Annotated in this window: 29 protein-coding genes and 1 tRNA gene; 15 read left to right on the forward strand and 15 right to left on the reverse strand. The window is 64.0% G+C overall.

Annotated features, from left to right (window positions below; genetic code table 11):
* Positions 1 to 141 precede the first annotated feature (141 nt).
* From MY55_RS07630 to MY55_RS22605, 10 genes are all read left to right on the forward strand, one after another.
* Positions 142 to 576: a hypothetical protein gene (locus MY55_RS07630; protein ID WP_157889274.1), complete on the forward strand. Its 435-nt coding sequence runs from the start codon at positions 142 to 144 to the stop codon at positions 574 to 576.
* A 166-nt stretch (positions 577 to 742) separates the two neighbouring features.
* Positions 743 to 943: a hypothetical protein gene (locus tag MY55_RS07635; protein ID WP_065202197.1), complete on the forward strand. Its 201-nt coding sequence runs from the start codon at positions 743 to 745 to the stop codon at positions 941 to 943.
* Between the two features lie 60 nt (positions 944 to 1,003).
* Complete coding sequence (locus MY55_RS07640) at positions 1,004 to 1,255, forward strand: hypothetical protein (protein WP_065202198.1); 252 nt, start codon at positions 1,004 to 1,006, stop codon at positions 1,253 to 1,255.
* Complete coding sequence (locus tag MY55_RS24435; protein WP_279625438.1) at positions 1,252 to 1,383, forward strand: hypothetical protein; 132 nt, start codon at positions 1,252 to 1,254, stop codon at positions 1,381 to 1,383. Before MY55_RS07640 ends, MY55_RS24435 begins: the two co-directional genes overlap by 4 nt.
* Before the next feature lie 297 nt (positions 1,384 to 1,680).
* Positions 1,681 to 2,073, forward strand: coding sequence for a hypothetical protein (locus MY55_RS07645; protein ID WP_065202199.1), 393 nt, complete (start codon positions 1,681 to 1,683; stop codon positions 2,071 to 2,073).
* Positions 2,070 to 2,441 (forward strand): hypothetical protein, encoded by a 372-nt coding sequence (locus tag MY55_RS07650; protein WP_065202200.1) that lies wholly within the window; start codon positions 2,070 to 2,072, stop codon positions 2,439 to 2,441. Before MY55_RS07645 ends, MY55_RS07650 begins: the two co-directional genes overlap by 4 nt.
* A gap of 2 nt (positions 2,442 to 2,443) precedes the next feature.
* Complete coding sequence (locus tag MY55_RS07655) at positions 2,444 to 3,298, forward strand: DNA adenine methylase (protein WP_065202201.1); 855 nt, start codon at positions 2,444 to 2,446, stop codon at positions 3,296 to 3,298.
* A complete protein-coding gene (locus tag MY55_RS07660) occupies positions 3,295 to 3,774 on the forward strand; it encodes a hypothetical protein (RefSeq protein ID WP_065202202.1) in 480 nt (159 codons plus the stop codon). Before MY55_RS07655 ends, MY55_RS07660 begins: the two co-directional genes overlap by 4 nt.
* On the forward strand, positions 3,771 to 3,959 hold the full coding sequence (locus MY55_RS07665; protein WP_065202203.1) for a hypothetical protein: 189 nt from the start codon (positions 3,771 to 3,773) through the stop codon (positions 3,957 to 3,959). The genes MY55_RS07660 and MY55_RS07665 overlap by 4 nt, the downstream gene beginning before the upstream one ends.
* Positions 3,960 to 4,199: 240 nt before the next feature.
* Complete coding sequence (locus tag MY55_RS22605) at positions 4,200 to 5,429, forward strand: Arm DNA-binding domain-containing protein (protein ID WP_081284646.1); 1,230 nt, start codon at positions 4,200 to 4,202, stop codon at positions 5,427 to 5,429.
* A 156-nt stretch (positions 5,430 to 5,585) separates the two neighbouring features.
* Here the strand turns inward: MY55_RS22605 and MY55_RS07675 are convergent.
* The 9 genes from MY55_RS07675 to MY55_RS07715 all read right to left on the reverse strand — a co-directional run bounded on the left by MY55_RS07675 (position 5,586) and on the right by MY55_RS07715 (position 13,597).
* Positions 5,586 to 5,673: transfer RNA gene (locus MY55_RS07675), tRNA-Ser, on the reverse strand.
* A 98-nt stretch (positions 5,674 to 5,771) separates the two neighbouring features.
* Positions 5,772 to 7,442, reverse strand: coding sequence for a DNA repair protein RecN (gene recN, locus MY55_RS07680; protein WP_047237688.1), 1,671 nt, complete (start codon positions 7,440 to 7,442; stop codon positions 5,772 to 5,774).
* A gap of 19 nt (positions 7,443 to 7,461) precedes the next feature.
* On the reverse strand, positions 7,462 to 8,337 hold the full coding sequence (locus tag MY55_RS07685) for an NAD kinase (RefSeq protein WP_065202205.1): 876 nt from the start codon (positions 8,335 to 8,337) through the stop codon (positions 7,462 to 7,464).
* 9 nt (positions 8,338 to 8,346) lie between these two features.
* Positions 8,347 to 9,015: a response regulator transcription factor gene (locus tag MY55_RS07690; RefSeq protein ID WP_043577439.1), complete on the reverse strand. Its 669-nt coding sequence runs from the start codon at positions 9,013 to 9,015 to the stop codon at positions 8,347 to 8,349.
* A complete protein-coding gene (locus tag MY55_RS07695) occupies positions 9,015 to 11,303 on the reverse strand; it encodes an ATP-binding protein (protein WP_052877955.1) in 2,289 nt (762 codons plus the stop codon). Before MY55_RS07695 ends, MY55_RS07690 begins: the two co-directional genes overlap by 1 nt.
* Before the next feature lie 84 nt (positions 11,304 to 11,387).
* Entirely contained in the window at positions 11,388 to 11,918 is a 531-nt protein-coding gene (msrA, locus tag MY55_RS07700) for a peptide-methionine (S)-S-oxide reductase MsrA (RefSeq protein ID WP_065202206.1), read from the reverse strand.
* Positions 11,919 to 11,932: 14 nt separating this feature from the next.
* Entirely contained in the window at positions 11,933 to 12,859 is a 927-nt protein-coding gene (locus MY55_RS07705; RefSeq protein ID WP_047237685.1) for a histone deacetylase family protein, read from the reverse strand.
* A gap of 7 nt (positions 12,860 to 12,866) precedes the next feature.
* Positions 12,867 to 13,082 carry a DUF1653 domain-containing protein gene (locus MY55_RS07710; RefSeq protein WP_043577436.1) on the reverse strand — a complete coding sequence of 72 codons (216 nt, stop codon included), beginning with the start codon at positions 13,080 to 13,082 and terminating at the stop codon, positions 12,867 to 12,869.
* A gap of 59 nt (positions 13,083 to 13,141) precedes the next feature.
* Entirely contained in the window at positions 13,142 to 13,597 is a 456-nt protein-coding gene (locus MY55_RS07715; protein ID WP_052258156.1) for a GNAT family N-acetyltransferase, read from the reverse strand.
* Between the two features lie 66 nt (positions 13,598 to 13,663).
* Here MY55_RS07715 and MY55_RS07720 point away from each other — a divergent pair, with 66 nt between their 5' ends.
* Together MY55_RS07720 and MY55_RS07725 are read left to right on the forward strand one after the other, a co-directional pair.
* Positions 13,664 to 14,611, forward strand: a complete 948-nt coding sequence (locus tag MY55_RS07720) for a tRNA dihydrouridine synthase (protein WP_047237684.1) — start codon at positions 13,664 to 13,666, stop codon at positions 14,609 to 14,611.
* Positions 14,612 to 14,818: 207 nt separating this feature from the next.
* Complete coding sequence (locus MY55_RS07725; RefSeq protein WP_047237683.1) at positions 14,819 to 16,351, forward strand: mechanosensitive ion channel family protein; 1,533 nt, start codon at positions 14,819 to 14,821, stop codon at positions 16,349 to 16,351.
* 21 nt (positions 16,352 to 16,372) lie between these two features.
* On the opposite strand, the gene MY55_RS23990 is transcribed toward MY55_RS07725, so the two are convergent.
* Together MY55_RS23990 and MY55_RS07730 are read right to left on the reverse strand one after the other, a co-directional pair.
* A complete protein-coding gene (locus MY55_RS23990; protein WP_167595293.1) occupies positions 16,373 to 16,519 on the reverse strand; it encodes a hypothetical protein in 147 nt (48 codons plus the stop codon).
* Positions 16,520 to 16,535: 16 nt separating this feature from the next.
* Positions 16,536 to 17,132: a LexA family protein gene (locus MY55_RS07730; RefSeq protein ID WP_043577433.1), complete on the reverse strand. Its 597-nt coding sequence runs from the start codon at positions 17,130 to 17,132 to the stop codon at positions 16,536 to 16,538.
* Positions 17,133 to 17,317: 185 nt separating this feature from the next.
* On the opposite strand from MY55_RS07730, the gene MY55_RS07735 reads away from it, so the two are divergent.
* From MY55_RS07735 to MY55_RS07745, 3 genes are read left to right on the forward strand one after another with little or no spacing between them, the layout of a single operon-like run.
* Positions 17,318 to 17,548, forward strand: coding sequence for a ParD-like family protein (locus tag MY55_RS07735; RefSeq protein WP_043577432.1), 231 nt, complete (start codon positions 17,318 to 17,320; stop codon positions 17,546 to 17,548).
* A complete protein-coding gene (gene map, locus MY55_RS07740) occupies positions 17,545 to 18,336 on the forward strand; it encodes a type I methionyl aminopeptidase (RefSeq protein WP_043577431.1) in 792 nt (263 codons plus the stop codon). The genes MY55_RS07735 and map overlap by 4 nt, the downstream gene beginning before the upstream one ends.
* Positions 18,337 to 18,339: 3 nt before the next feature.
* Positions 18,340 to 19,032, forward strand: a complete 693-nt coding sequence (locus MY55_RS07745; RefSeq protein ID WP_043577430.1) for a helix-turn-helix transcriptional regulator — start codon at positions 18,340 to 18,342, stop codon at positions 19,030 to 19,032.
* A 16-nt stretch (positions 19,033 to 19,048) separates the two neighbouring features.
* Here MY55_RS07745 and MY55_RS07750 read toward each other — a convergent pair whose 3' ends face one another.
* The 4 genes from MY55_RS07750 to MY55_RS07765 all read right to left on the reverse strand — a co-directional run bounded on the left by MY55_RS07750 (position 19,049) and on the right by MY55_RS07765 (position 21,154).
* Positions 19,049 to 19,621 (reverse strand): type 1 glutamine amidotransferase family protein, encoded by a 573-nt coding sequence (locus tag MY55_RS07750; RefSeq protein WP_065202207.1) that lies wholly within the window; start codon positions 19,619 to 19,621, stop codon positions 19,049 to 19,051.
* A 122-nt stretch (positions 19,622 to 19,743) separates the two neighbouring features.
* Positions 19,744 to 20,163 carry a GNAT family N-acetyltransferase gene (locus tag MY55_RS07755; RefSeq protein WP_244270670.1) on the reverse strand — a complete coding sequence of 140 codons (420 nt, stop codon included), beginning with the start codon at positions 20,161 to 20,163 and terminating at the stop codon, positions 19,744 to 19,746.
* Positions 20,164 to 20,180: 17 nt separating this feature from the next.
* Positions 20,181 to 20,612, reverse strand: a complete 432-nt coding sequence (locus tag MY55_RS07760; protein ID WP_065202208.1) for a GNAT family N-acetyltransferase — start codon at positions 20,610 to 20,612, stop codon at positions 20,181 to 20,183.
* The gene (locus MY55_RS07765) at positions 20,609 to 21,154 is read right to left on the reverse strand and encodes a GNAT family N-acetyltransferase (RefSeq protein ID WP_047249778.1); all 546 of its coding nucleotides are present in this window, start codon (positions 21,152 to 21,154) and stop codon (positions 20,609 to 20,611) included. Before MY55_RS07765 ends, MY55_RS07760 begins: the two co-directional genes overlap by 4 nt.
* Between the last annotated feature and the right edge of the window lie 17 nt (positions 21,155 to 21,171).

Consider the following 21,171-nt stretch of genomic DNA (forward strand, 5'->3'; position numbering starts at 1 on the left):
GGCCAGCCAGGCTGGCGACGACCGCGAAAGCCTGTTCGCCGCCACCTTCCTCTTGATGAGCGAAGAGCTAGGTGAACTGGTCAGCGCGCTGGTGGAGGCGCTGGGCGGGCTTGAGGATAGCCAAAAACACAAGGAGGCGGCGTGATGGTGCACAAATCAGGCATCCATACCCCTGGCCCGTGGCGCTGGGAATTCAATGGCAAGAGCAAGTCTATTCAACTGGTCGGCGGCCGCCCGCAGTTCGACAAAACCGTGATGGACTTCGAACGCTGGGGCATGAGTGGGGCGTGCCCGAGGTTCAACGAAAAGATCTCCGGAGACGAGCTCAACATCATGACTCGTGTATCAGACCGGAACGATTGGATCGCGCCGTTTGAAGGCCGCGTCCATCATGTCGATTGGTGCGCCGATGTTGTCCACCCAGACGCGCGCCTTATAGCCGCCGCGCCTGTTTTGCTGGCGGCGCTGGAGGCTGTGTGCGACTCATTCCAGCACGTCCCGCTCAGCCCTGGCGCGCTGCAGGACCTATTCAGAGCACGCGCCGCCATCGCGGCATGCAAGGAGTCGGCCACATGAGCAAGCAGCCCTTAAATGTGAAAAAGCCAGCCCGCCAGAAGCTTGAGCGGTTCAGCCATCAGATCAGCCTCACCCTGTCCGATGGCGAGCGCACGCTGCCGCTGGGCGTGGCCAATATCCAGTGGAAAGCCCCCCCGGCAGCACTTTGTCATCCTCGCAGCTTTTCATGGCCGCAGTGCTGGGCGCCCAGCGCCGCTACTCGGCCACCATCAAGGGGTTGGGCCTGCGCTACCTCTGGCAGATAGCCGACGATGCCGGCAACCGAGTGACGCTTCTGGAAATCGACCAGCGGCACATGGAGGCCAAGGATAAGAAAGAGCCGCTAACCATCAAGCGGCTGGGCTTTGACTCAGTCGAAATCGTATAGCAGGCCGCGCGAAGCGGCCATTTTCTTGCCCGGCGCCCGCTCGGCGCCCTGGAGAGCAACATGAACACCCACATCAGCACCATGCGCTACGCGATGCAAATCGCCGTACTGGCACAGCTCCTGGAGCAACGTGAGCGCCAGATCGAGCAATTGGCTACCGTCATCGCCATCAAGGACGAGCAACTAGCCACCCAGAATAGCGCGGCAATGGAATATGTCGCGCGCTGCGACGAGCTGGAAGCCCGCAATAGCGAGCTGGCGCGCCAGCGCGACTTGCTGGCGCTGGAGGCACAAGAACGGAGGGCGGCGTGAGCTACCAGACCTACGGCGAGGACTACCACGTCACGCCGCGGCCTGATCCTCTGCCGGCTGCCGCCGGCAAGGCCGATGAGCCGCGCTACCCCGATGACGGGGTGGAGAGCGACGGGGGCGAGCTGTAGCAACCGCTAGATAGAAAACTCCCAGCAAGCGCCATGATCCTTTCCATCCATGTCTCGAGTAAAGTGCTGGCCGCAATCCCGGCAGAGATATTTCTTCAGCTCTGTTTTTCGGAATCCAGAGCCTCCATACGGCTCGGAGCCATCACATACTAATTTTTTGTGAGGAGGAGTGGCGGACAACTGCCGGTTCAGGGTGTTGCATAGATCGCACGGCATGGAATTTCTCCAATGTGATGGAGAAGAAAATATATCCGATTTGGAGGCCCTCACGGGCCTCTTTCTTTTTGAGGAGGCGCGATGTCTGAAATCACCAACCCGTATGAGCAGGTGGAACTGGCAGCTGAAGCCGCCGGCTATCTGGGAGCACTGGACGAAGGAAGCGGCGAGCGCCAATGGCTGGCAGATCACTGCACTGGAGATGAATTCGATCCGCGCGAGAGCTTTGAAGACGCGGTGCGACTGATTTGCACGCTTGGCCTACTTGTCGAGGTTGATCGCGGTGCAGGGGTGGTGACTGTCGTGATAGGCGCTGATCACGTTGTTGACCACTGCACCATGACCGAGCGTTTCGACCCTGACGGGCGTTTCGACATGGATGCGCCGGCATCCCCAGAATATGCGCTGAAACTGGCCGTCACCCGTGCTGCCGCTGAGATTGGCAAATGCAAGGTGATGGGGACCGCCGCATGACCTGCCCCTACGACAGCTGGCTGCCCGATCAGCCGGCACCAATGCCCGCCGCGCCCGAACTGTACCGGCCCTCCAGCGGCCAGGCCGGCGAGTGGTTCATCAGTGAATGGTGCGCCCACTGCGAGCGGGACAAGTGCCAGAACGGCAGCAAACCCATGGACGAGTGTGGCCAGGACGATCTCTGCCAAATCCTCGGCCGCACCATGTTCCTGGACGTGGACGACCCGGACTACCCGCGCGAGTGGATCGACGACCCGGAGCACGGCCCACGCTGCACGGCGTTTGTCGAAATCGGCCAGCCGCTGCCGCCTGCGCGCGACACGCAAACCATCGATATGTTTCAGCTGCCCGACCAGGGCGAGGAGTGAGCATGTCCGCAGTCACCCGCCCCGCGCTCCGGTACCACGGCGCAAAGTTTCGCCTGGCACCGTGGATCATGCAGTTCTTCCCGCCGCATCAGACCTACGTGGAGCCGTTCGGGGGTGCGGCCGGCGTGCTGCTGCAGAAGCCGCGCTCGTACGCCGAGATCTACAACGACCTGGACGGCGACGTCAGCAACTTTTTCCGGGTGCTGCGGAATCCTCTCCAGCGCGCGATGCTGATCGAGGCCGTCACCCTGACGCCATATAGCCGCGCCGAGTTCGAACAAGCCTGGGAACCGGCCACCGATCCAATCGAGCGAGCTCGGAGGCTGTCCATCCGCGCGCAGATGGGCTTCGGCTCCGCCGGCGCGACCAAAGGGACGACCGGATTTCGCATTGACAGCCGGCGCGAATATGGCACTGCGCAGCACCTTTGGGCGTACTACCCGGACCAATTGGCTAATGCCGGACAGCGGCTGGCCGGCGTGCTGATCGAGAATGCCTCAGCTATCGATGTTATGCACCAGCACGATAGCGCGCAGACGCTCCATTTCGTGGACCCGCCGTACCTACACGAAACCCGCGTGCGCGGAGCGCAATATGGCCGTTACTACCGTCACGAGTTAAGCGACAACGATCATCGCGAGCTGTTGGGCGTGCTGCTGGATCTGGAAGGGTTTGTGGTGCTAAGCGGGTACCCGTCGGACCTCTACGACCAGGTCCTAGCCGGCTGGGAGCGGCACGTCACGGGCAGCAGGATTTCTGCAGGCCGAGGCGGTGCAGTCCGGACCGAGTGCGTTTGGCTCAACCCCGCATGCAGCGCGGCGCTACACCAGAACGACCTATTCAAGGAGATAGCATGACGCACCTGACCCAACTGGCGGACGCCGCGCGCGCCGTCATCGCAGCTTTCGACCGTGCCGGCGAGCTGACCGACGAACTGATCAGTGCGCTGGAGCTGGCACTGAATGGAGCCGAGCTGTCGCCGGCCACCGAGCAGAGCGGCGAGGCGGTGGCATGGATAGAGATTCACGGAAGTGGCGTGATATACGGTGTGTATATGAACGCGGCAGAGGATTTGCCGCTAAACGTTAGGCTCAATCTCTACACCCGCCCGCAGCCCGCGCCGGCGGTGCCGGATGATGGCGCTGTCCGCGAGACGTTGCTAAACGTCATCCGCCGGTTAAACCAGAATCCGTACAGCCTGACCAAGATCGAGTGCATACGCGAGGTGGAGGCAATGCTCGCCGCCGCGCCGCAGCCCCTGACCTGCACCTGCCCGTCTGGCGACGGCTCGCTACGCTGGCCGTGCCCGCGGCATCCGCCGGAGTCGGCATGACGACCGCCGCGCTACCGGCCCCGCCGGTCTACCGCTACACCCAGCGCCGCGACGGCGCCGTCATCTACGTTGGCCCGGAGCCGCCGGCACCCGAGCCCGGCACCAGCTGCACCCGGATGGCGTGGTTGGCGGTGCCGGGCATGGAGTGGGGCGGCCAGTGGGCCGATCCCGAGATTGTGTTTTGAAGGCCGCCAGAGGGCGGCCCAACTTTTTTCTACCAGCTGACAGGAAGTAGGAGAGCAAATGAAAAATGAAATCCTGGCGCTCCCAGTAAAGTGGGTGCGTGGAGAATTGTATTGCCGAACTACTGGTGAGCCAATGGAAACAGTATTGGCTCGAATTCGAGATGGTATATGGGCTGCGGGAAAACATTATAAGCGGACTGGTCCGCGAACTTTATGGATTAACTTGATAGAGGCCAGCATATGGGTGGATCAACAGCCGCACGTCGAGTCCCTCTTCCAGAAGGGGTCGAAATCCGAGAAGGATCCCGCGGAAGCAGCTTAAGAATTATGTTTATCTGGCAAGGGAAGCGTCGGCGGGAGACATTAGACGTTCCTGCTACGCCTGCAAACATTAAGTATGCAGCGCGATTGCGTGGCGAAATACAAAATGCGATTGCGCGCGGCACTTTTGATTATGCAGCGACATTCCCTAATTCAAAGCTTGCACGGAGTATGGTGCCCGCGGAGCGTAAACGTTACCTTATTAGCGATCTATTGGATAAGCAACTTGATACTGCCCGCAAGTTGCAATCCCTTTCTCCATCGACAATCGCCAGCTACACCCGATGGGCACGCTCACGGATTATACCGAAGTGGGGGCAAAACTATATCGACGAGATAACAACGCTTGAATTGCGAGATTGGATTGTTGGAATGTCGGCGTCAATGGCCCCAAAATCGGTTAGAAATTGCGTGGGGCTTTTATCCGTCACGCTCAGTCAAGCGGTGGCAGATGGCATTATCACGACGAACCCGCTTGAGCCGATTAAGCTGCGTACCCTGCTTCCCAGAAAGAGAAGGTCCGAGGATGATTCAATCGACCCATTCAACGATGAGGAGATCGCCCAGATACTAAAGGCGGCTGATGCAGAAGAGGTCCGTGCTCTGTGGATGTTCGCCTTCGCAACAGGGCTGCGCACGGGCGAGCTGATCGCGGTCAAGTGGCGTCACGTTCTTGAGGGGCGAGGCGTCATCAGGGTAGAGGACAACATAGTCTCGACCGATGAGGGGGTGGTCGAAAAGGCAACGAAGACGGACACGGTAAGGGAGGTACCCTTGCTGCCTGCGGCCGTGGAGGCGCTCGAAATTATGAAGGGAATCACCATGGCATCTGGTGCCAACGGGTACATCTTCATTAACCCTAACACTCGGCGGCGATGGGCCAGTGAGAGGGTGATGCGGAAGCATTGGGCGGCAACCCTGGGGGCAACCGCGCTTCGTTACCGAAACCAGTACCAGACTCGGCACACGTTTGCCTCTCGCCTGCTAATGGCCGGAGAACCAGAGTTGCTGGTGGCCAAATTGCTTGGCCATGTGACCGTTGAGATGGTGCGGCGGCACTATGGCCGTTACATCACGCAGCCAAATGGAATCGTGCTGAAGGGGGACTATTCAGGCTTTGGTACCGATCCCGAAGGCAAGGCGGGATGACTGCCAGAATTTGGGGCAGATTTGGGGCACGTTAACCCGTGTAAATCATCTTTAACTGGCCGCAGCCTAGCCAAGCATGAAAATAAAAAGCCGCCTGTAATCCTTGTAGAATCTAGCTTTTGGGCTGATTTGCGCGGATTAAGGCGGCTTAAAATTTGGCGGAGGCTGTGGGATTCGAACCCACGGACGGTTGCCCGTCGGCAGTTTTCAAGACTGCTGGTTTAAACCACTCACCCAAACCTCCCCGAAGTGGCTGATGTCAGGACTTTCGCATGCCGAGCGGCTGCCGTTTTTCCTGAATCATTAAGAGCTGCGGATTGTATCCCGACTTGCCGCTTTTGCCTAGAGGGCGGCGGCGTTTGAGGCCAGCATTTCCGCCGCGTGCTCGCGGGTGGTTTGCGTCAGCTCCGCGCCGCCCAGCATGCGGGCGATTTCCAGCACCCGCTGTTCAGCGTCCAGCGGCGAGATGCGGCTGAGAACCTGTCCCTTTTGCTCGCGCTTGCTGACCTGCCAGTGATGCTTGCCGCAGGACGCTACCTGGGGCAGGTGGGTGATGCACAGCACCTGGTAGCGCTGGCCCAGGTCGCGCAGCATGTGGCCTATCACCTCCGCCACGCGGCCGCCGATGCCGACGTCCACTTCGTCGAAGATCAGCGTCGGCACGCTGGCCACCTGGCTGATGACGACCTGCATGGCCAGGCTGATCCGCGATAGCTCGCCGCCCGAGGCCACCTTGGCCAGCGGACGCAGGCTGGTGCCGGCGTTGGCCGCCACCAGGTATTCGATCGATTCCATGCCGTGCGCGCCGGGCTCGGCCAGCGCCGACAGCTCGATGGCGAAGCGGGAGCCGCCCATCGCCAGCCGCTGCATTTCCTTGCCGATGCGCTCGGACAGTTCGCGCGCGGCCTGGCGGCGCTTGCCGGACAGCGATTCCGCCTGCGCGCGGTAGCGCGCCAGGCTGGCGGCTTCGGCCACGCTCAGCGCTTCGATGTCCACGCTGGCTTCCAGCGCGGCCAGCTGCTGCTGCCAGTCGGCCAGCTTGTCGCCCAGATCGGCCGGCTGGATGCGGTATTTGCGCGCCGCGCTCATCAATAGCTCCAGCCGCCGTTCCATTTCGGCCAGCTGGCCGGGGTCCTGGTCGATGTCGCTGGCGTAGTCGCGCAGGCTGTACACCACCTCGCGCAGTTCGGCGTCCACCGAGTCCAGCAGCGACAGGGTGTCGGCCAGGCGCGGGTCCAGGCTGGACAGCTTGGACAGCCGGCTTTGCACTTGGGCCAGCTGGGTGAGGCAGCTGTTGTCCTGTTCGGACAGCGTGTCCACCGCCAGCTGCGCGCTTTGCACCAGTTCGGCCGAGTTGGCCAGCCGGGTGTGGCTTTGGCTGAGGGTGTTCCATTCGTCCGGCTGCAGATTCAGGTCGGACAGTTCGCCGATTTGCCAGGTCAGGCGCTCGCGCTCCACTTCCGATTCGCGCGACAGCCGCTCGGCGTCGTTGCGCGCCTGGCGGGCAGCCTGCCATTCCTGCCAGGCTTTGTGCACGTCGCGGGCCAGCGCGACCGAACCGGCGTAGGCGTCCAGCAATTGGCGCTGGGTTTCGCTTTTCATCAGCGACTGATGGGCGTGCTGGCCGTGGATGTCCACCAGGAATTCGCCCAATTGCTTGAGCTGGGCCAGGGTGGCGGCCTGGCCGTTGACGAAGCTCTTGGAGCGGCCGCTGCGGTCGATCAGACGGCGCAGCAGCAGCACGCCTTCGTCGCCGGACAATTCGTTGGTTTGCAGCCAGGCGTCGATTTCCGGGCGCCGTTCGGTGGAGAACTCGGCGGTGATTTCGGCGCGCTCGGCGCCTTCGCGCACTTGCGCGCCTTCGGCCCGATCGCCTAGCAGCAGGCCCAGAGCGTCCAGCAGAATGGACTTGCCGGCGCCGGTTTCGCCGGTGAGCACGGTGAAGCCGGCGGCGAAGTCCAGCGCGATGCTGTCGACGATGACGAAGTCTTTTACGGTCAGCGAGAGGAGCATGGTGTGTGGTAGGTCCAGGTTACAGCAGGCGCTCGCCCCAGTGCAGCTTGTGGCGCAGCATGTCGTAGTAGTTGTAGCCTTCCGGATGCAGGATGCGCAGCGGATTGCGGTAGCGGCGGATCAGCACCCGGTCCATTTCCATCAGGTCGCAGTGCAGCTGGCCGTCGAAATGCACGCGCGCGTCCAGGCCGCGGGTGAGCATGAATTCCACCTCGCAGGAGTCGTTGACCGCAATCGGCCGATTGGACAGCGACTGCGGACAGATCGGCACCAGCGCGATGGCCTGCAGCGTGGGATGCAGGATGGGGCCGCCGGCCGCCAGCGAGTAGGCGGTGGAGCCGGTGGGGGTGGAGACGATCAGGCCGTCGGAGCGCTGGCTGTAGACGAACTGGTTGTCGATGAAGATTTCGAACTCGATCATCGAGCCGACGGCGCCGCGGCTGAACACCACGTCGTTGAAGGCCAGCGCGCTGGCGACTTCGGCGTCTTCGCGCACCACCGAGGCCTGCAGCAGGATGCGGTCTTCCGGCACGAACTGGCCGTGCAGGATGGCGTCGATCGACGTCAGCATCTCGTGCAGCGGAATGTCGGTCATGAAACCCAGCCTGCCCTGGTTGATGCCGACCAGCGGCACGCGGTAGGGCGCCAGCAGGCGGGCGATGGACAGCATGGTGCCGTCGCCGCCCAGCACGATGCACAGGTCGGCCAGCTTGCCCATGTCGTTGCGGTCTATCAGGGCGTGGCCGCCGGCTTCTTCCGCGCTGAGGCTTTCCTTGTCTATCAGCACGGTGGAGCCGCCCGCGGCCAGGTGGTCGGCCAGCTGCAGCAGCGAGGCGGTGATGCCCGGCTTGCTGTGTCTGGCCACCAGGCAGATGTGTTTGAACAGTCTTTCCATGCGGTGATTCTACTGGTTTGGCGGCGCTTCGTTGAAAAAACTGTCTTCGCTGCGTTTCTTGCCGGTGGCTTCCAGCGCCTTCAGGTAGAAGCGCACCAGATCGGCCAGCGAATCCACGCCCAGCTTGCTGAACAGGTTGGCGCGGTGGACCTCGATGGTGCGCGGCGACAAGTCCAGCTCGCGGGCGATTTCCTTGCTGGACAGGCCGTCGGCCACCAGTTCCAGCACTTCGCGCTCGCGGCCGCTGATGCGCGACAGCTGGCCCATCACTTCCTGGGTTTCCTCTTCTTTCTGATGCTGCTGGATGCTCAGCCGTATGCCCTTGCGCAGGCTGTCTATCAGCCGCGCCTGGTCGATCGGTTTGGTGAGGAAGTCTATCGCGCCGGTCTGGAAGGCGCGCCGGCATTGCTCGATGTCGCCGTGGCCGGTGATGAATACGATGGGAATGGCGATGTCGCGCTCTATCAGTTGCTCCTGCAGCGCCAGGCCGGTGATCTGCGGCATGCGGATATCCAGCACCAGGCAGCAGATCTGATTGCCTTGGTAGCCGTCGAGAAACTCCATCGCATTGGGAAATGTGACGGTTTTCATGCCCTGGGCGGTGATGAGCATGGCCAGCGAATCGAGCACCGCCGGGTCGTCGTCGACAATGAATACGGTGGGTGTCGTGTTTTGCATCAGGCTTCTACTCCGGATGGTGCCGCCACGCGGCGTGCGCCGCATGGCAGGTCGATGATGAATTCCGCTCCCGAGCCGGGTTTGTTGCCGGCGATCAGCTTGCCGCCGAAGGCTTCCACCGCGGTTTGGCAAATCGCCAGTCCCAGCCCCATGCCGTTGGGCTTGGTGCTGAAGAACGGGTCGAAAATCCGGTCCAGCTTGTCTGGGGGGATGCCGCTGCCGTTGTCGCTGATGATGAGCTGCACCCGCTCGCCCTGTCGGCGGGTGGTCAGGCTGAGCCGTCCCCAGGGGCGGGTGTGTTCCATGGCTTCCACCGCGTTGCGCGCCAAGTTCAGCACCACTTGTTCCAGCTGGATAGTGTCAGCGTATACCAACGGCAACTCGGTTGAGAAGTTTTGCTCGATGTGGATGTCGTGGTCCTGCAGTTCGTAGTCGAGCAGCGACAGCGCGTTGTGCACAGCCTGATTCAACTGCACCGGCACCAGTTGCTGGTTTTTGCGGGTGACGAATTCGCGCAGCCGGTGGATGATGCGGCCGGCGCGGTCGGCCTGGCTGACCGATGAGGTGAGGGCGCGGCGCAGCATCGCCATGTCGATCTCGTCGTCGTCCAGCAGGCTGAGGCCGGCCTGGCAGTAGCTCATGATGGCGGATAGCGGCTGATTGATTTCGTGGGCGATGCCGGAAGCCATTTCGCCCATGGTGTTGATGCGGGCGACGCGCGCCAGCTCCATTTCGTGCTGGCGCAGCCGCGTCTCGCTGGCCTCCAGCGCGGCCAGCATGCGGCGGCGTATCGGCGCGGTGTCGCGGAAGGTGATCACCGTGCCTATCAGTTGGCCGCTGCGGCCCAGCAGCGGCGCCACCGCGCCTTCCACCAGCAGCTTTTCGCCGTTGTGGCGCTTCAGGTAGCAGTTTTGCGCCAGGTACACCACCTGGCGGCTGGCGATGGCCTGGTCGACCGGGTCTTGCACCGGATTGCGCGAAAACTCGTAATGCAGCGGCACCACCTGTTGCAGCCGCCGTTGCAGCACCTGGGCGGCGGGCAGGCCCAGCAGGGCTTCCGCGGCGGGGTTCAGGTACTGGATGATCTGTCGGGTGTCGATGCTGATCACGGCGTCGCCGATGCCGCGCAGGGCGACGCTGGCGTATTCGCGTTCGCGGAAGATGTCGTCCTGTATCTGTTCGCGCGCCTGGCGGTTGTATTCCAGCAGCGCCAGGATCACCAGCAGCAGGTAGGCGGGCAGCAAGGCGAACAGCGCGCTCAGCAGGATTTCCCCGGGCGAGGCGCGTTCGAACTGCAGCTGCCGGCTCAGCACCAGATCGTAGGGCAGCGCGGCGGCGGACAGGCTGGCGCGGTGGCTGAGCCGGGGCAGCAGGGCGGCGGGCCAGCCGCCGGTCTGGTCGTCGGATTGGCGCAGCAGGGTCACGACGCCAGTGTCGGCGCCGCTGTCGTGGCGTTGCAGCTTCAGGGTGTACCGGTTTTCCAGTTGCGGCGGTAACGCTAGCAGCGGCTTCAGGTACAGCACCTGAACGATCACGCCGTCCGCCTGCTCTATGCGTATCATCGGCACCGGAGAGGGCGGGGAGGCGCGATAGACCGCCTGGAACAAGGCTAGCCCCAGTTCGCCATTGTTCAGCTGCAGGGTGGGGGACGAAGCTTGGGTATGGCCCAGCGCGCGGTTGATCGAGGAAGACAGCACGCTGTCGTCGAGCAGGTCCAGGCCCATTTCATTCCAGTCCCGCGAGCCCAGGCCGGGCTCCGCCATGCTGAGCGGCAGATAGCGCGGCCGCGGCGGCGCCGGGCGCCAGGCGGCGGCGTCGCGCCAGTTGTTGTGTTGGTCGTGCAGGTAGTCGCGTATCAGATAAGGCTTGCCCAGCAGCTGCGATTGCTGCCGTTCGAAGCCGGCGCGCTCGTCTTGGTCGACCAGCGGCTGGTAGCCGATGTAGTAAAGCTGGGGCTGGCTTTGCGCCGCCGCCAGCGCCAGCGAGCGGATGCGGGCCTGGCGGCCGGGGTGGGCGCTGCTGACGATGTCGCCGACCTCCGCTTGCAGCAGTTCGCTATTGCGCAGCCGATGGCTGATGTTCTGCAGCATCAGCTCGGCGGTTTGCTGGAATTCCTGGCGCTGCAGGCGGAGGTCCAGCAGCAGATTGTGCGCCAGCAGCAGGCCGAAGCCCAGCAGCCAGCACAGCGCGGCCAGCCATTTGCTGCGCGCCGATGCGCGGAGCAGCAGCTGCAGATGCGTTTTGATCGCGCAAAAAGGTGACGGGCGGGGCACTTCGACGTCTGGCATGCTTCAGGCTTTGATTGGATGCAAGTATGATGGGCTGCCGCTGGGCGGGCGTCATTATACCGGCGTCGTCCGGTTTTGCGCCGGCTAGTTTCGCATCAGGGCGGCAAATCGGCGGCGTATTTTTGCCAGTTTGGGAGAAATCACCAGTTGGCAGTAGTTTTGCTGCTGGTTCTGCGCGTAGTAGCCCTGGTGGTAGCCCTCGGCCGGATGAAAGCGCTGGGCGGGTTCGACGCGGGTGACGATGGGGTCGGCGAAGACTTGTTCGGCGCGCAGTTCCTGCAGCGTGCGTTCGGCGATGGCGCGTTGCCCGTCGTCCAGATAGAAGATGGCCGACGCGTACTGGCTGCCGACATCGTTGCCCTGGCGGTTGAGCGTGGTGGGGTCGTGCACGGCGAAGAACACTTGCAGCAGGGTGGCGTAGTCGATGCGCGCGGGGTCGAAATGGATTTCAACCACTTCCACGTGGCCGCTGTGGCCGGAGCAGACTTGTTTGTAGTCGGGGTCGGCGGTGTGGCCGCCGCAATAGCCGGACACCACTCGCTCCACGCCGTCAAGGCCGGAGTAGGCGGCGTCCAGGCACCAGAAGCAGCCGCCGCCCAAAATTGCCTTTTCCATAGATTTCTCCTTGCTCAGCGCCGCGGCGAGACGGTTTCGTCCAGCTCCCCGGCGCCGAAGATCCTGCATGCCAGTCTGACGGTTTCAGTCTGGATTGTCACGGTATCCGTAATCGGCACCGCATATCCGCCCGCCATGGCGACGACCAGCGCGGCGCCGTGGCGGCGGCAGGTTTCCATCACCAGGCGGTCGCGCCGCGCCAGCCCTTCCTGGCTGAGGGCCAGCCGGCCCAGGCGATCGCCGCGGTAGGGGTCCGCGCCGGCCAGGTAGTACGCCAGGTCGGGCGAGGCGGCGGCGAATACGCGCGGCAGCGCATCGGCCAGGATGGCCAGGTATTCGGCGTCGCCGGTGCCGTCCGGCAGGTCGATGTCCAGATCGCTGGAGACGCGGTCGAACGGGAAGTTGCGCGCGCCGTGCATGGAAAACGTGAAGATGCGGTCTTCTGTGGCGGTGATGGCGGCGGTGCCGTCGCCCTGATGCACGTCCAGGTCTATCACCAGCGCGCGGCGGATCTGCCCTTCGCTCAGCATCAGCAGCGCGGCGACGGCGACGTCGTTGAACACGCAAAAGCCGCTGCCGCGTCCGCGGCCGGCGTGATGGGTGCCGCCGGCCAGGTTGACACCGCAGCCTTGCTGCAGCGCGCTGCGGCTGGCGGCGATGGTGGCGCCCACCGAGCGTCGGCTGCGCTCGGCCAGCTGCATCGACCATGGCAGGCCGATTTCGCGTTGCTGCCGAGCGTCCAGGCAGCCGTTCAGCACTGCGTCGACATAGGCTGAGTCGTGCGCGCGCAGCAATTCATAGCGGCTGGCGGCGGGGGCGGGGTCCAGCCGTTCCGGCGCGAATTGCGCCACTTGCTCGGCCAGCAGCCGGTATTTTTCTGCCGGAAAGCGATGGCCTGCGGGCAGCGGCAGCGGAAACTGGTCGGTGCGGTAGATGCGCATGCTGCGGCTACAGCGCCCGGATCAGCGAAAAGCGCGGCATCTGCCGTCCTTCGTGGTCCACGGTTTCGTCGAACATGCCGGCGGGGCGGGTCCACAGCGTGAAGTCGCCGTAAAGCGCGCGGTACACGGCCATCGGCTCACCGGTTTCCGAATGCCGGGCGATGCCCAGCAGCTGGTAATGCCGGCGGTTGCCGTAGTGCTGGTAGATTCCGGGGACAGGCATGCGAGGCTCCTGGGCGCGACGGCGAAGGCGGCTGAGCATGCCGCGCCCAATGGACGGCGTCAAGAATGCCGGCTGCTCCAGCCATACACGCGAAAATCGCGGTCCAGCGCGAAACCGTGGTTTTCGTACAGCTTTTGGGCGGCCAGATTGTCGTGGGCGGTCTGCAGCATGATTTCTCCGCCTCCCAGGTCGCGGGCGTATTGCTGGCAGCGCTGGATCAGCATCCGGCCGAAGCCCTGGCCCCGGGCGTCCGGAGCCACGAATAAATCATGCAGCATCCAGCAGGGCTGCAGCGATAAAGAGGAAAAGCCGGTATACATCAGGGCGAAGCCTTGCGGGCGGTTGTCGGTCGCGACGACAAACGCCACCGCCTGGCGGCGGCGCAGCCGTTCGCTGAGGAAATCCAGGCACTGCTCCGGCGGCTGGCTTACCTTGTAAAAGGCCAGGTAGGCGGTGAATAGCGGCAGCCAGCTGCCGACGGATTCAGGGGTGGCGATGCTCAGTTGTGTGGCCATCGATAATCTCCGTCATGTTCTTGCGGGGCTGCGTTACAATAACGCCCTTTTTCAGCAGGTTAGACAATGAAGCTGGTGCTTGCCCCGATGGAGGGACTGGTTGACGACGTGATGCGCGATGTGCTGACCCGCATCGGCGGCATAGACATGTGCGTCACCGAATTCGTGCGGGTCACCTCGGCCTTGCTGCCCACGCGCACGTTCATGCGTCTGGCGCCGGAGCTGGAGCGCGCCGGCAATACCCGCGCCGGCGTGCCGGTGCGGGTGCAGCTGCTGGGCTCGGACGCCGCCTGCCTTGCGGAAAACGGCGCCAAGGCCGCCAGCCTGGGCGCGCCCGGCGTTGATCTGAATTTCGGCTGTCCCGCGCCGACTGTCAACCGCCACCGCGGCGGCGCCGTGCTGCTGAACGAGCCCGAATTGCTGCATGAGATCGTCGCCGCGGTGCGCCGCGCGGTGCCGGCGGCTATTCCCGTGACCGCTAAAATGCGGCTGGGCTACGAAGACAAGAGCCGCGCGCTGGAGTGCGCGCTGGCGATAGAAAGCGCCGGCGCTGGCGAATTGACGGTGCATGGCCGGACCAAGGTGGAAGGCTATCGCCCGCCGGCGCACTGGGATTGGATCGCCCGCATCCGCGAAACCGTGGCCATCCCGGTGATCGCCAATGGCGAAGTGTGGACGCTGGACGATTACCGCGCCATCCGCGCGGAAAGCGGCTGTGACACGGTGATGATAGGGCGCGGCCTGGTGGCGTGTCCGGACCTGGCCGCGCGCATTGTCGCCGGCGGTCCGGCGGCGCCGATGGATTGGGGCGAGATGATGCCCTGGGTGCTGGATTTCTTCCGCCAATGCTGGAGCAAGTCGGGCGAGAACCGTTATCCGGTGGCCAGGCTGAAACAGTGGCTGGGCCTGCTGAAGCGCACCTGGCCGGAGGCTGAGCAATTGTTTGAAGCGATACGCCGCGAGCAAGAGCCTGAAAAAATAGACAATATTCTGATGGCAAGATTGGGTAAGTAGATATACTCATACCGCAAAGCGGGATCTGTTGTTAAGATCAAAAAGTGCCTTGTTTCGGTATAAACAAGGCGCTGTAATTTCTGCCGGCCACCTTGGCTGCGGATCTTACACTTCCCCGATACCTTGCAGCCCTCCCTTTCACGGGAGGGATTTTTTTTGCCCGCCGCCATCCGCTATCTATAAAAACAGAAAAGCGGCGGAGATAGCATGGAATCCACATCCTCGGTCGGCTGGCTGGAGCGGCTGATCCCGCCTGTCTGGTACGGCTCGCTTACGGTCTTCGTCGCCGCTACCGCCATTTTCGCCCTTATGCTTTGCCTGGCGCGGCCGGATAGCCGCAAGCGGGTGTCGCGCACCATGCTGATCACGCTGGCGGCGTTGCTGGTGGTCAACTTCAGCGGCCAGACGGGCGCGGGGCAGATGGTGCGCCAGAGCGCCGTGGTGGTGATGGGGCTGGCGCTGATCCGCTTGTGGGCGATGCTGTTGTTCCGGCTGTTCATGCCCGCGCTGCGCCTGCATCCGCCCCGCATCCTCGAAGACATTCTGGTCACGGTCGGCTATATCGGCTGGGGCCTGGTGCTGCTGCGGCTGGCGGGCTTGGACCTTAGCCACATCGTCACCACTTCCGCGGTGATCACCGCGGTGCTGGCCTTCTCCATGCAGGATACGCTGGGCAATATCCTGGCCGGCCTATCGCTGCAGTTCGACAACTCGGTGGAAATCGGCGAGTGGATCAAGGTCGGCGACCTGGTGGGGCGGGTGGTGGAGATCAACTGGCGCGCCACCACGGTGGAAACCCGCAACTGGGAAACCCTGGTAATCCCCAACAGCGTGCTGATGAAGAACCACTTCGCCATCCTGGGCAAGCGCCATGGCTGCGCCCAGCAGTGGCGGCGTTGGGTGTGGTTCAACATCAACTGGGACACGCTGCCCACCCAGATCATCACCGTGGTGGAAAGCTCGCTGCGCGAGGCGCAGCTGCCGGGGGTGGCGTTGTCGCCCGAGCCCAACTGCATCCTGATGGGTTTCGAAAACGGTTACAGCCGTTACGCGGTGCGTTACTGGCTGACCAATCTGGCGGCGGACGACCTGACCGACTCCATCGTCCGCACTCATGTCGACGCCGCGCTGCGCCGGCACAATCTGCGCATGGCCTCGCCGTTTTACAATGTGCTGACCATCAAGGAAAACGAAAAATACATGGAAGCGCGGATGAAAAAGCATCTGGAGGAGCGGGTGCTGGCGCTGCGCAAGGTGGAGCTGCTGTCCAGCCTGAACGACGAGGAAATGGTGGTGCTGGCCGACCAGCTGAAATTCACCCCCTTCGTCACCGGCGACATCATCATGCACCAGGGATCGGTGGCGCACTGGCTTTACATCATGCTGTCCGGCGAGGTGGAGGTGTGGATCAGCCTGGCCGACGGCAACCGCAAGCTGGTGGACGTGCTCAAGGCGGGCAGCTTTTTCGGCGAGATGGGGCTGATGACCGGCGAGTCGCGCTCGGGCACCGTGATCGCTCGCTCCAATGTGGAGTGCCTGCGGCTGGACAAGGATGCGTTCCAGGCCATTCTGGTGTCGCGCAAGGAGTTGGCGGAGACCATCTCTTCCATCCTGGCCGAACGGCTGGAGGAGCGGCGCAACCGGATGCCGGAGGAGTTGCTGGACGGCGGCGACCCGGCGCCGCGCCGCGCCGAACTGGTGGAGCGCATCCGCAACTTTTTCGGCCTGAGCAAGCATTGAGCCTGCCGCCGCGGCGCGGATTCAGACAAACTGCACCGGCATGAAGTAGTCGCGGCCGGGCCGGCTCACCAGCACTTGCGGCTGGCCTTCTATCATCGCCCGGTAGGGGCGCGGCAGCCGTTTCCAATCGTTGAATTTCATCTTGATGCAATTGCTGGGCTTGCCCATTTGACTCTCCTTCGGATCAGTCCACCTTGTGGATGACGCGGGTGACCACGCCCCAGATGAAGAACGAAGCGTCTTCCGGCACTGTGATGGGTTGGTAGGCCGGGTTTTCCGGCAACAGCCGCAGGCCATTCGCGCTTCTTTCCAGTCTTTTGACCGTCAGCTCGCCGTTGAGCGCGGCCACCACCACCTTGCCGTTGCGCGGCTCGCGGCTGCGCTCCACCAGCAGCAGGTCGCCATCGTGGATGCCGGCGCCCTGCATCGAGTCGCCCTTCACCGTCACCATGAAGGTATCGCCGGGGCGGTTTACCAAGTGGGCGTTGAGGTCGATGTCCGCTTCTTTCAGATCATCGGCCGGCACCGGCGAGCCGGCCGGCACGCTGCTGGCGAACAGCGGCAGCGACAGCTCGCTCAACTGGCTCCCCAGCGTGCGGAAATTGCTGGCTTCCTCGCTGTTGGCGGTGCGCCAGCTGCGGTAATCGTCCAGCCATTGCTGCAGGATGGGCTTCAGGGGCTCCGGCACGCGCAGGGCGATGGTCTTGTCGCCGCCGAAGGCGGACTTGCGCCCGGCGCCGCTGCGCTTGCCGCCGCGCGGCTTGTCTTTTGGCTGTTCCATGATTTGATTTTGTACAATATCAAATCGAATTGCAAGCCGGATGGCGCGCCAGCTGTCATCTGTCGGCTGGAAAGGGCGGGAGGGCAGGAAAATGCAGGATGGCGGCTGTGGGTTTTCGATACGGCGGCTTGCGCGCCGCCGCGGTTTGTTATACGTTTCATATATTATTTGTGTATGGAACGGATATGGGCATAGTCAAGATTTCGGAGCAGATGCATGACAATCTGCGCACCGCCAGCGAGGCGTTGAGCCGCTCGATCAACTCCCAGGCCGAGCACTGGCTGCGCATCGGCATGCTGGCCGAGATCCATCCCGACCTGCGCTACAGCGAAATCTGCCAGCTGTTGCTGCGCTCCAGCCGGGAAGGTCAGGCCTTGGATCTGCGCCAGCAGCAAGCGGCGGAGGCGGGCCGATGAGCGGGGTGAAGATCAAGACGCCGGCCGAGGTGGCGAAGGCGCGCGAAGCGGGCAAGCTGGTGGCGGAGCTGCTGGCGATGATAGGCGAGCACGTGCGGCCCGGCGTCAGCACCGAGGAACTGGACGCGATCTGCCGCGAGCACATCGTCAAGGTGCAGCGCGCCATCCCGGCCAACATCGGCTACTACGGCTACCCCAAAACCATCTGCGCCTCGGTCAATCAGGTGGTGTGCCACGGCATTCCGTCGGAAAAGCAGATTCTGCAGAACGGTGACATCGTCAATATCGACGTGGCGGTGATCAAGGATGGCTGGCACGGCGACAGCAGCCGCATGTATTTCGTCGGCGCGCCGCGGCCGGAGGCGAAGTTGCTGGTGGATACCTGCCATCGGGCGATGTGGGCCGGCATCCGCGAAGTGCGGCCCGGCGCGACGCTGGGCGATGTCGGCCACGCGATCCAGGCCGTCACCCAGCAGGCCGGCTTCAGCGTGGTGCGCGAATATTGCGGCCATGGCATCGGCAAGGTGTATCACGAGGAGCCCGAGGTGCTGCATTACGGCCGGCGCGGCGCCGGGCTGCGGCTGCGGCCGGGCATGGTGTTCACCATCGAGCCGATGATCAACGCCGGCAAGGCGCCGACGCGCCAGCTGGACGACGGCTGGACGGTGGTGACGCAGGATGGCTCCTGGTCGGCGCAGTGGGAGCATATGGTGGCGGTGACGACGCAGGGCTTTGAAGTGCTGACGCCGTGGCCGGACGGCGAAGGCGGTTATCCGGCGCAGGCTTGAGCGATGGCGCGCGCCGAACGCCTGCTGGACCTGCTGCAATTGCTGCGCCGCCATCGCTATCCGGTGACGGCGGCGGCGCTGGCCGCCGAGCTGGGCATCAGCGTCCGCACCGTGTACCGCGATATCGCCAGCCTGCAGTTGCAGGGCGCTGACATCGCCGGCGAGCCGGGGCTGGGCTACCAGCTGCGGCCGGGCTTTTTGTTGCCGCCGCTGATGTTCGCCGAAGAAGAACTGGAAGCTCTGGTGCTGGGCATGCGCTGGGTGGCGAAGCGGGTCGACGCCCGGCTGGCGGACGCCGCCGGCAACGCGTTGGCCAAGGTGGCTGCGGTGCTGCCGGCCGAGCTGCGCTCGCAACTGGAAGACGCCGCCTTGCTGGTGGGGCCGGCGCAGACCGAGCCCGCCGCCGTCGACATGGCGCGGCTGCGCGACGCCATCCGCCAGCAGCGCAAGCTGGTGTTGCGCTACCGTGACGCCAAGGGCGAGGAAAGCCGGCGAGTGGTGTGGCCGTTCGCGCTGGGTTTTTTCGAGCAGGTGCAGGTGCTGGCGGCCTGGTGCGAGCTGAGGCAGGATTTTCGCCACTTCCGTTGCGACAAGATGATCAGCTGCGACAGCCCGGGCGAGCGCTATCCGCGCCGCCGCCAGGCCTTGCTGCGGGAGTGGCGCAAGCTGCATGGCATCGCGGAAGGCGCGGTGTGACGCCGCCTGGCGGCGCTTAGGCGGGCCTGGCGTGTTCGGCGGCGTGCTGGGCGAGGTAGGCGTCCAGATCGGCTCCGCCTATGCCCAATGTGGCCAGGATGGCTGCCATGAAGCTGACCGGAGCGGTGCCGGGCGCGGTGACGACGCGCTGGTCAGCGACGGCGTAGGGCACGTCCTGGTAATGCGCGCCGCCGGCATAACCCGGCACCGCCAGGTTTTCCGCCGAATTGGACGTATGGCGGACGCCGTTCAGCACGCCTGCCTGCGCCAGCATGCGGGTGCCGTCGCAGATGCCGGCCAGCGCGATGCCGCGGGCGCGGGCCTGGGTCAGCAGCGGCGTGAGGTCGGGCGCCTGGCCGGTGCGCCACAGCGTGCCGCCGCAGACGATCAATAGGTCCAGCTCGTCGAGGGAAATGGACTCTATCGCCAGGTGCGGAGTCACCATCAGGCCGCCGGAAGACGTAAGCGCCGCGCCGCCCGGCGCGGCGAAGCGGACGTCAAAGCCGTAGTAGCCGCGGCCGGCGGAGTTGATCAGGGCGGTTTCCCAGTCGGAAAAATTCTCTGTGAGCAGGGTGATGGCGCGCGTCATGCGGATTGTCCTTGTCTGGCGTGAATGAAGAAGGCCCGCCGCGGTGCGCGGCGGGCCTGCCAATCTAAGCGGCGCCAGTGACAATTCCTGTCAGCAGCCTGCGTCTCGTCCGCTTGGGGCGCTTACCGCAGCTGTTCCGAAAAGTGGTAGCAGACGATGTCCATATTGCGGTTCAGGTAGAAGCGGTGCGCGCGGTGGCGCTGCACGCCTGAATCCAGGTGGATCTCGGCGCAGCCGGCGTCCAGCGCGGCCTCGCGCAGCCACGCCATCATCCTGGCGCCGCAGCCTTGCGAGCGCGCCGATTCATCGGTGGACAGGTCGTCCACGTACAGGCTTTTGCCCATCATCAGGTTGCGGTGGATCCGGTAGCCGGCGACGCAGGCCACCTCGCCGTCTTCCAGCAAATAGGCCAGCCGGTAGCCTTCCGCCATCTGCGCGCGCACGACGGCGACGAAGCCGTCCTCTTGCAGATGCGGCCGCAACTGGCGCATCACGGCGAAACAGTCGGCGATTTCCTGGTCGGTCTGGACGTCTTGGATCAAGCTTTTCTCCTTAGCAGTCAAGGCGCGGCTGGCGGCAGCGCCTCGGAAAAGTGGTAGCTGGATATGCGCATGTCCCGGTTCAGATAGAAGCGGTGCGCGCGGTGGCGGTCGATGCCGGAATCGAGGTGAAGCCTGACGCAGCCTTCCGCGCGCGCGGCCTGGCGCAGCCAGTCCATCATCCGCGCGCCGCAGCCGCGGGAGCGCGCGGCCTCGGCGGTGGACAGCTCGCCCACGTACAGGCTTTTTTTCATCAGCAAATTGCGGCTGATCCGGTAGCCGGCGACGCAGGCCACCTCGCCGTCCTCCAGCAGATAGGCTAGCCGGTAGCCTTCGGCCATCAGTTCGCGCATGGCATCGATAAAGCCCGCTTCTTGCAGGCGCGGCCGCAGTTGGCGCAGCACGGCGAAGCAGCCGGCGATTTCCTGATCGGTCTGCGCTTGCCGGATCATGCGTTTCCACCCTCAGCTATGTGGCTGTACATCCAGAAGTCCCGCGATGGTCCGCGCACCTTGCGGTAGCTGCGCAGCAGGCCCTCGCGCTGGAAGCCGCAGCGTTCCAGCACCTGGATGGAGCGCGCGTTTTCCGGCAGCACGGTGGCCTGAATGCGCGCCAGGCCAAGATGGCCATGGCCCCAGGCGAGCAGGCTGGCGCAGGCGGCGCGGGCGATGCCGCGTCCCTGGGCTGCGGGAGACAGGTCGTAGGCGATTTCCGCGCTGGCGTTGGCTGGAGTCACGGTGTGGAAACCGGCGGTGCCGAGCAGGTGGTCGTCGCGGCTGTCGGCGATGGCGAAGCGCAGCGCGCTGACTTCGGTGAACTGCTCCGGCTGCCAGGCATAGTGTTCCAGCTCGGACGAGCAGCGCACGTTCCAGCTGGTGTGTTGGTAGATCTGGGGGAGGGTCAGGTAATCGTGCCAGGCCAGGATGTCGTCGGGGTACAGCGGTCGCAGCATGGCGTCGGGGTGGTCCAGCGCGGGCATTTCGGTGAACAGCATGCGGGTTCCTTGTTGTT

Source organism: Chromobacterium subtsugae (assembly GCF_001676875.1).
GTDB classification, from domain to species: domain Bacteria; phylum Pseudomonadota; class Gammaproteobacteria; order Burkholderiales; family Chromobacteriaceae; genus Chromobacterium; species Chromobacterium subtsugae.

What these genes read in the sequence shown, in the direction of transcription:
- MY55_RS07745 (WP_043577430.1), top strand. Translation starts at nt 18,340, where the DNA reads ATGGCGCGCGCCGAACGCCTGCTGGACCTGCTGCAATTGCTGCGCCGC.
- MY55_RS07655 (WP_065202201.1), top strand. Translation starts at nt 2,444, where the DNA reads ATGTCCGCAGTCACCCGCCCCGCGCTCCGGTACCACGGCGCAAAGTTT.
- MY55_RS23990 (WP_167595293.1), bottom strand. Translation starts at nt 16,519, where the DNA reads ATGGGCAAGCCCAGCAATTGCATCAAGATGAAATTCAACGATTGGAAA.
- recN (WP_047237688.1), bottom strand. Translation starts at nt 7,442, where the DNA reads ATGCTCCTCTCGCTGACCGTAAAAGACTTCGTCATCGTCGACAGCATC.
- MY55_RS07720 (WP_047237684.1), top strand. Translation starts at nt 13,664, where the DNA reads ATGAAGCTGGTGCTTGCCCCGATGGAGGGACTGGTTGACGACGTGATG.
- MY55_RS07705 (WP_047237685.1), bottom strand. Translation starts at nt 12,859, where the DNA reads ATGCGCATCTACCGCACCGACCAGTTTCCGCTGCCGCTGCCCGCAGGC.
- MY55_RS07660 (WP_065202202.1), top strand. Translation starts at nt 3,295, where the DNA reads ATGACGCACCTGACCCAACTGGCGGACGCCGCGCGCGCCGTCATCGCA.
- MY55_RS07750 (WP_065202207.1), bottom strand. Translation starts at nt 19,621, where the DNA reads ATGACGCGCGCCATCACCCTGCTCACAGAGAATTTTTCCGACTGGGAA.
- MY55_RS07715 (WP_052258156.1), bottom strand. Translation starts at nt 13,597, where the DNA reads ATGGCCACACAACTGAGCATCGCCACCCCTGAATCCGTCGGCAGCTGG.
- MY55_RS07635 (WP_065202197.1), top strand. Translation starts at nt 743, where the DNA reads ATGGCCGCAGTGCTGGGCGCCCAGCGCCGCTACTCGGCCACCATCAAG.
- MY55_RS07710 (WP_043577436.1), bottom strand. Translation starts at nt 13,082, where the DNA reads ATGCCTGTCCCCGGAATCTACCAGCACTACGGCAACCGCCGGCATTAC.
- MY55_RS07765 (WP_047249778.1), bottom strand. Translation starts at nt 21,154, where the DNA reads ATGCTGTTCACCGAAATGCCCGCGCTGGACCACCCCGACGCCATGCTG.
- MY55_RS07760 (WP_065202208.1), bottom strand. Translation starts at nt 20,612, where the DNA reads ATGATCCGGCAAGCGCAGACCGATCAGGAAATCGCCGGCTGCTTCGCC.
- MY55_RS07665 (WP_065202203.1), top strand. Translation starts at nt 3,771, where the DNA reads ATGACGACCGCCGCGCTACCGGCCCCGCCGGTCTACCGCTACACCCAG.
- MY55_RS07735 (WP_043577432.1), top strand. Translation starts at nt 17,318, where the DNA reads ATGGGCATAGTCAAGATTTCGGAGCAGATGCATGACAATCTGCGCACC.
- MY55_RS07650 (WP_065202200.1), top strand. Translation starts at nt 2,070, where the DNA reads ATGACCTGCCCCTACGACAGCTGGCTGCCCGATCAGCCGGCACCAATG.
- MY55_RS07695 (WP_052877955.1), bottom strand. Translation starts at nt 11,303, where the DNA reads ATGCCAGACGTCGAAGTGCCCCGCCCGTCACCTTTTTGCGCGATCAAA.
- MY55_RS07645 (WP_065202199.1), top strand. Translation starts at nt 1,681, where the DNA reads ATGTCTGAAATCACCAACCCGTATGAGCAGGTGGAACTGGCAGCTGAA.
- msrA (WP_065202206.1), bottom strand. Translation starts at nt 11,918, where the DNA reads ATGGAAAAGGCAATTTTGGGCGGCGGCTGCTTCTGGTGCCTGGACGCC.
- MY55_RS07685 (WP_065202205.1), bottom strand. Translation starts at nt 8,337, where the DNA reads ATGGAAAGACTGTTCAAACACATCTGCCTGGTGGCCAGACACAGCAAG.
- MY55_RS07690 (WP_043577439.1), bottom strand. Translation starts at nt 9,015, where the DNA reads ATGCAAAACACGACACCCACCGTATTCATTGTCGACGACGACCCGGCG.
- map (WP_043577431.1), top strand. Translation starts at nt 17,545, where the DNA reads ATGAGCGGGGTGAAGATCAAGACGCCGGCCGAGGTGGCGAAGGCGCGC.
- MY55_RS07640 (WP_065202198.1), top strand. Translation starts at nt 1,004, where the DNA reads ATGAACACCCACATCAGCACCATGCGCTACGCGATGCAAATCGCCGTA.
- MY55_RS07725 (WP_047237683.1), top strand. Translation starts at nt 14,819, where the DNA reads ATGGAATCCACATCCTCGGTCGGCTGGCTGGAGCGGCTGATCCCGCCT.
- MY55_RS22605 (WP_081284646.1), top strand. Translation starts at nt 4,200, where the DNA reads ATGGGTGGATCAACAGCCGCACGTCGAGTCCCTCTTCCAGAAGGGGTC.
- MY55_RS07730 (WP_043577433.1), bottom strand. Translation starts at nt 17,132, where the DNA reads ATGGAACAGCCAAAAGACAAGCCGCGCGGCGGCAAGCGCAGCGGCGCC.